Raw genomic sequence first — 5,966 nt, 5'->3', positions numbered from 1 at the left:
GGTCGGGGGTGAGGTCGGCGGCGGCGCGGTCGGTGGGTGTCGCCAGGGCGGTCCGGACGCCTTGTGACGCGGCGGCGGAGGCGATCGCGAGGGCGGTGCGCGCGAGGCCGTCCGGTGTCCCGCGCAGGATGCTGACGCCGGTGCGCAGCGCCGCGGTGAGCGCGAGGGACCGGTCCTCGGCGAGGCCGTCGCGCAGGCCCTTCAGGGCCGCGTCGTCCAGCAGCGGCGCCGCCGTGAGCGTGAGCCGCTGGAATCCCTCGGCCGCCGCCTCCTCAGCGAGCGCCCACCGCGCCGGGCCGAGCGTTTCCTCCGGCTCGGGCGGCTCGGCGTCCTCGTCGAACGCCTCCTCGTCGAACTCGGGCTCCTCGGTCAGCGACAGGACCTCGGCCTCGTCCAGCGCGGCCTCCACCGCGCGGCGCGGGTCGGGGAACCGGGCGCGCTCCAGCGCGGACAGCACGTCGGCGGCGGGCGTGACCGTGTGGCCCTGGCGGGCCGCCTCGGTCAGCAGGTGCAGGACGAGGGCGGCGCCGCGGCGCGGGTCGTCCGGCCGGGCGTCCTGGGCGAGGAGGGCGCGGGCGAAATGGTCGGCCTGCGCGGGCTGGACGCCGGGGACGCGCAGCAGCCGCCACGGGTCGGCGCGCAGCCGCCCGGCGGCGTCCGGCCCGAGCCGCGCGGCGGTGCGGGCGGCGAGCGAGGCGGGCACGCCCGCCTCGCCGAACAGCTCGGCGAGCATCTGCAGGCCCTCCTGCGGGGACCGCGCGGGCTCGGTCGGCGCCGCCGGCGCGGCCTCGCGGGGCTCCCGGTCCAGGGCGCCCGCGGCGGCCTCGGCCGCGCGCATCGCCTCGGCGGCGCGCGCCGCCCGCTCGGCGGGGGAGGGCGCCTCGTCCGGGGAGTCGTCAGGGGAGTGGTCAGGGGTGTCGGTCACGGATTTCCCGTCGCGGCTGATCACGGTTGGCGGTGTACCGTCCCGAGCGTGCCATGGACGGCCCCGGGGTTCACGGACGAATCACGGGTGCGCCGCACATCACGGGTGGGCCGGAGCGTCAGAGAGGTCGGACACGTCGTCCAGCGCGGCGCGGATCTCGTTCGGCAGCGAGACGTCCTCGCTCTCCAGGATCGCGCCGAGCTGCGCGGCGGTCCGCGCGCCGACGATCGGCGCGGCGACCCCGGCCCGGTCGCGGACCCACGCGAGCGCCACGGCGAGCGGGGAGCGGCCGAGGCCCTCGGCGGCGGTCACCACCGACTCCACGATCCGGGCGCACTCCTCGTCCAGGTAGGGCTGGACGAACTCGGAGAAGTGCGGGGCGGCGGCCCGCGACCCGGCGGGGATGCCGGTGCGGTACTTGCCGGTGAGGACGCCCCGGCCGAGCGGCGACCACGGCAGCAGCCCGGCCCCGGCGTCCAGCACGGCGGGCAGGACCTCGCGCTCGATGTCGCGGCGCAGCAGCGAGTACTCCAGCTGCGCGGACACGACCGGCGCGCGGCCCGGCCAGGCGCGCTGCCAGGCCGCCGCCTTGGACACCTGCCAGCCGGCGTAGTTGGACACCCCCACGTAGCGGGCCCGGCCGGACGCGACCGCCTCGTCCAGCGCCGACAGCGTCTCCTCCAGCGGCGTCGCCGGGTCGTACACGTGCAGCTGCCACAGGTCGACGTGGTCGAGGTCCATCCGGTCGAGGGAGGCGTCCAGGGCGCGCAGCAGGTGCCGGCGGGACCCGTCGTAGCGGCCGTTCGGCCTGATCGCGGCCTTGGTCGCGATGACGAGGCCGTCGCGGTCGACGACCTCGTGCAGCAGCGCGCCGAGGATCCGCTCGCTGTCGCCGCCGTTGTACACGTCGGCGGTGTCGACCAGGGTGCCGCCGGCCTCCGCGAACGCGACGAGCTGCGCCGCCGCCTCGTCCGGGCCGGTGTCCTGGCCCCAGGTCATGGTGCCGAGGCCCAGCCGGGACACCAGCAGCCCGCTCCGCCCGAGGTGACGCTCCTTCATAGGCGGTCAATGTAGCGGTCCGCGCGACCCGCGCGAAAAGTGAGCATCCGTCACGTCCGGATTCTCGCCGCGCGCAAAGATCCTGGTGAGGTCTATTGCCGCCGGGCGCCGCCGGGCTAAAGTGCGCAGCCATGGCGCCACCCCCGTTCTCGATGTACTCGCCGAAGACGCCGGAGGGCGGCGGCGGGCCGTCCGTGGCGCCGGTGTTCGGCGCGGGGCCCGCCGACGACCCCGGCTACCTCGCGTCACTGCGCGGCGGGACCGAGCTCGGCCGGCTGCGCCTGATGATGCTGGCCCTGCTGGCCGCGCCCGTGCTGATTCTGGCGATCATGCCGCTGATCGTGGAGGGCGGTGGAGGCGAGGCGCCGGCGTGGCTCTACCCGCCGCTCGCGGCGGCCGCGCTCCTGGCGCTGCTGGCCGGGCCGCGCGCGCCGCGCCCGATGGAGCCGCGGGACGAGCGCGAGGCGGCGGCGCTGGCGGCGCTGATGATGTTCCGGCAGGCGGTGCTGCTGCGGTTCGCGCTGGCCGAGGGCGTGATCCTGCTGGGGCTGCCGCTGGCGATGGTCGGGCACAGCGAGCTCGTGTTCGTCGCCGGGTTCGTCCTCGGCTACCCGCTGCTGGTGTGGCTGGCGCTGCCCACGCGCGGCGGCGTGGAGCGGATGCGGCGGCGCATGGAGTCGGCGGGCGCCGAGTCGCACCTGTGGGCGGTCCTGCTCGCCGCGCCCATGGCGGCCGGCGCGGCACCGTCCGCGCGGGAGACGCCGCCCGAGGACGGCGACGGCGGCTAGAGCCAGCCGCTCTTGCGCAGTCGGCGGAACAGCAGCACGCACGCGACGGCCATCACGACGATGACCAGCGGGTACCCGAAGGACCAGTGCAGCTCCGGCATGTGGTCGAAGTTCATGCCGTAGATCCCGGCGATCGCGGTCGGCACCGCGATGATCGCCGCCCACGCGGAGATCTTGCGCATGTCCTCGTTCTGCTGCTTGCCGAGCAGCGCCAGATGCGCGGTCAGCACGCTGTTGAGCAGCTCGTTGTGCGCGTCGACCTGCGCGTCGACGCGCAGCAGGTGGTCCAGGACGTCGCGGAAGTACTCGCGGGTGGTGCCGCACTCGGCGACCCGGCCCTTCACGATCTCCTGCAGGACGGGGACGAGCGGGTCCTCGGCGCCGCGGAACTCCAGCACCTCCCGCTTGAGGGAGTAGATGTCCGCGGTGACCTCCGGCGCGGCCGGGTCGAACACGGCCCGCTCCAGCCCGATGATGTCGACCTCGACCTCGTGCGCGACGAGCCCGTACCGGTCGACGACCTCGTCGCACACCGCGTACAGGACGGCGGTGGCGCCGTGCCCGAGCAGCTCCGGGCTGTCCTCCAGCCGCTTGCGGACGGGCCCGAGCGGGTTCCCGGCGCCGTGCCGGACGGTGACGACGAAGTCGCGGCCGAGGAACACCATGATCTCGCCGACCTCGATGTCGGAGGTCTCGTCGATGTAGGCGAGCGTCTTCAGCACGACGAACAGGGTGTCGCCGTAGCGCTCCATCTTGGGCCGCTGGTGCGCGGAGACCGCGTCCTCGGAGGCGAGCGGATGCAGCATCAGCTCGTCCTTGACCAGCTCGAACTCGTCCTCGTCGGGCTCGAACAGGCCGATCCACAGGAAGCACTCGCCGACCGCGCGGGCGGCGTCGAAGGCGTCGCTGATGTCGCCGTCGATGTCGTGGCGCTTCCCGCCGGCGTAGATGGCCTTGTCGACGATCACACGTCGCATTGTCCCGCATCCCGGGCGTGCCCGGACCGGCGGGCGCGCATGACGGCCACCCGGAAAGATCTCCTAGAGTGGCCGGTGTGACGACGCTTCTCCTGGTCCGGCACGGCCTGACCGCGATGACCGGCCCGGTGCTGGCCGGATGGACGCCCGGCGTCCGGCTGGACGAGCGGGGCCGCGCGCAGGTCACCGCGCTCGCCGCGCGCCTGGCGTCCCTCCCGCTCGCCGCGGTCGTGTCCAGCCCCCTCGAACGCTGCGCCGAGACCGCCGAGGCGATCGCCGCCGGGCACGCCGAGCCGGTCGCGAAGATCGAGACCGACGAGCGGTTCGGCGAGGTCCGCTACGGCGACTGGACGGGACGGCCCCTCAAGGAGCTGGCCGAGGAGCCCCTCTGGCGCGTCGTCCAGACCCACCCGAGCGCCGTCCGGTTCCCCGGCGAGGCCGGCGAGTCGCTGGCGGGCGCGCAGCACCGCGCCGTCTCCGCCGTCCGCGACTGGAACGCGCGGATCGCCGCCGAGCACGGCTCCGACGCCCTCTACCTGGTGTGCAGCCACGGCGACATCATCAAGGCGATCGTCGCCGACGCCCTCGGCCTGCACCTGGACCAGTTCCAGCGCATCCAGGCCGACCCCGCGTCGCTCACCGCGATCCGGTACACCGAAACGCGGCCGTTCGCCGTCCGGGTCAACGACACCGGCGGCGATGTCGCCGCCCTGGTGCCGGAACCGGCGGAGGACGGTGCCGGGAAAGCCGGACTCGGGTCGGATGACGCGGTCGTCGGCGGCGGCGCGTAGGGTCGTTGCCATGCCCGTCATCTCCTACGATCCGCCGGAGCGTTTCGTCGCCGGCGCCGTCGGGCGCCCCGGCGACCGCGCCTTCTATCTGCAGGCGCGCGCGGGCCGCCGCGTCACCAGCGTCGGCCTGGAGAAGTTCCAGGTGACGCTGCTGGCCGAACGGCTCGAGGAGCTGCTGGACGAGGTGCTGCGGCGCGCCGGCGGGGACGCCGTGGTGCCTGCGGTCGCGCCGTCGGAGCTGCAGGACGACGGGCCCCTCGACCAGCCGGTGGAGGAGGAGTTCCGGGTCGGCACGATGGCCCTCGCCTGGGACCCCGACGACGAGCAGGTCGTGATCGAGGCGCAGGAGGTCACCGAGTCCGAGGAGGAGCCCGAGGTCGGCGACGACGATCCCGCGATCGCGGTGCTGCGGGTGCGGATCAGCGCCGCGCAGGCCCGCGCGTTTGCCGAGCGCGCGCTGAAGGTCGTCGCGTCCGGGCGCCCGCCGTGCCCGCTGTGCGGCCTGCCCCTCGACAGCGAGGGGCACGTGTGCCCCCGCCAGAACGGATACCTCGGCTGAAGATGACGCCTCGCTGTGCTGGATCATGGACCTCGTGGCCGGGAGAATGAGCGCATGACGCAGTCCTCCCGGGACCGGGCACCCGCGGGCGACGCCGCCGGGCGCGGCGGCGCCGCCGGGCGGGACGGCGCGGCCGGGCGGGACGAGGGCGGCCGCCCGGTGTCCCCGCGCGACGTCGCCGCCGCCGAGCGGCTGCTGTCGGGCGGGCGCCTCGCGGTGGAGGGCAGGCTCGTCCAGGCGTCCAACGCCACCCTGTACTGCTCGGTCGAGCACGACGGGCTGGCCGCCAACTGCGTCTACAAGCCGGTCGCGGGGGAGCGGCCGCTGTGGGACTTCCCCGACGGCACGCTCGCCGAGCGGGAGGTCGCCGCCTACGAGGTCTCCAAGGAGATGGGCTGGGGCACCGTCCCGCCCACCGTCCACCGCGACGGCCCCTACGGGCCCGGCATGGTGCAGCTGTGGGTGGAGCCCGACCCCGACATCGACCTGGTCGCGCTGTCGCGCTCCGACGATGACGCGATCCGCCGGATGGCGGTCTTCGACGCAGTCGTCAACAACGCCGACCGCAAGATCGGCCACCTGCTGCCGCCGGGCGACGGCCGCGTGTACGGCTGCGACCACGGCGTCTGCTTCTCCACCGACTACAAGCTGCGCACCGTCCTGTGGCAGTGGCGCGGCAAGCCCCTCTCCCCGGAGGCCCTCGAAGCGCTCGGCCGGGTCGAGGCCGGGCTGCGCGGCGGCGCCCTCGGCGCCCGGCTCGCCGGCCTGCTCACCGCCGATGAGGTCGAGGCCACCGCCCGCCGCGTCGAGCTGATGCTCAAGCACCGCATCCACCCGTACCCGCCGGAGGACTGGCCCGCCATCCCC

The 5,966-nt window shown here is 75.0% G+C and carries 7 protein-coding genes; 4 read left to right on the top strand and 3 right to left on the bottom strand.

Translation table 11 applies throughout. The annotated features are described in order from the left end of the window. A partial coding sequence (locus tag E1293_RS50400; protein ID WP_279473358.1) for a helix-hairpin-helix domain-containing protein occupies positions 1-925 on the bottom strand: 925 nt, incomplete at its 3' end. A gap of 99 nt (positions 926-1,024) precedes the next feature. Beyond that, entirely contained in the window at positions 1,025-1,984 is a 960-nt protein-coding gene (locus E1293_RS43570) for an aldo/keto reductase (RefSeq protein WP_132205482.1), read from the bottom strand. A gap of 131 nt (positions 1,985-2,115) precedes the next feature. On the opposite strand from E1293_RS43570, the gene E1293_RS43565 reads away from it, so the two are divergent. Next, positions 2,116-2,772 carry a hypothetical protein gene (locus E1293_RS43565; protein WP_132205480.1) on the top strand — a complete coding sequence of 219 codons (657 nt, stop codon included), beginning with the start codon at positions 2,116-2,118 and terminating at the stop codon, positions 2,770-2,772. Here the strand turns inward: E1293_RS43565 and E1293_RS43560 are convergent. Further along, positions 2,769-3,740 carry a magnesium and cobalt transport protein CorA gene (locus E1293_RS43560; protein WP_132205478.1) on the bottom strand — a complete coding sequence of 324 codons (972 nt, stop codon included), beginning with the start codon at positions 3,738-3,740 and terminating at the stop codon, positions 2,769-2,771. The two genes, E1293_RS43565 and E1293_RS43560, sit on opposite strands and share 4 nt — an antisense overlap. Before the next feature lie 86 nt (positions 3,741-3,826). On the opposite strand from E1293_RS43560, the gene E1293_RS43555 reads away from it, so the two are divergent. The 3 genes from E1293_RS43555 to E1293_RS43545 form a co-directional block, all read left to right on the top strand. Further along, positions 3,827-4,540 (top strand): histidine phosphatase family protein, encoded by a 714-nt coding sequence (locus E1293_RS43555; protein ID WP_132205476.1) that lies wholly within the window; start codon positions 3,827-3,829, stop codon positions 4,538-4,540. A gap of 10 nt (positions 4,541-4,550) precedes the next feature. Then, a complete protein-coding gene (locus E1293_RS43550; protein ID WP_132205474.1) occupies positions 4,551-5,099 on the top strand; it encodes a DUF3090 domain-containing protein in 549 nt (182 codons plus the stop codon). 54 nt (positions 5,100-5,153) lie between these two features. Further along, a partial coding sequence (locus E1293_RS43545) for an SCO1664 family protein (protein ID WP_132205472.1) occupies positions 5,154-5,966 on the top strand: 813 nt, incomplete at its 3' end.

This window comes from Actinomadura darangshiensis, from assembly GCF_004349235.1.
Taxonomy (GTDB): domain Bacteria; phylum Actinomycetota; class Actinomycetes; order Streptosporangiales; family Streptosporangiaceae; genus Spirillospora; species Spirillospora darangshiensis.
This window is presented reverse-complemented; position numbering and strand designations above follow the sequence as displayed.

Coding starts and splice junctions, on each gene's coding strand:
- E1293_RS43570 (WP_132205482.1), bottom strand. CDS start 1,984: ATGAAGGAGCGTCACCTCGGGCGGAGCGGGCTGCTGGTGTCCCGGCTG.
- E1293_RS43550 (WP_132205474.1), top strand. CDS start 4,551: ATGCCCGTCATCTCCTACGATCCGCCGGAGCGTTTCGTCGCCGGCGCC.
- E1293_RS43565 (WP_132205480.1), top strand. CDS start 2,116: ATGGCGCCACCCCCGTTCTCGATGTACTCGCCGAAGACGCCGGAGGGC.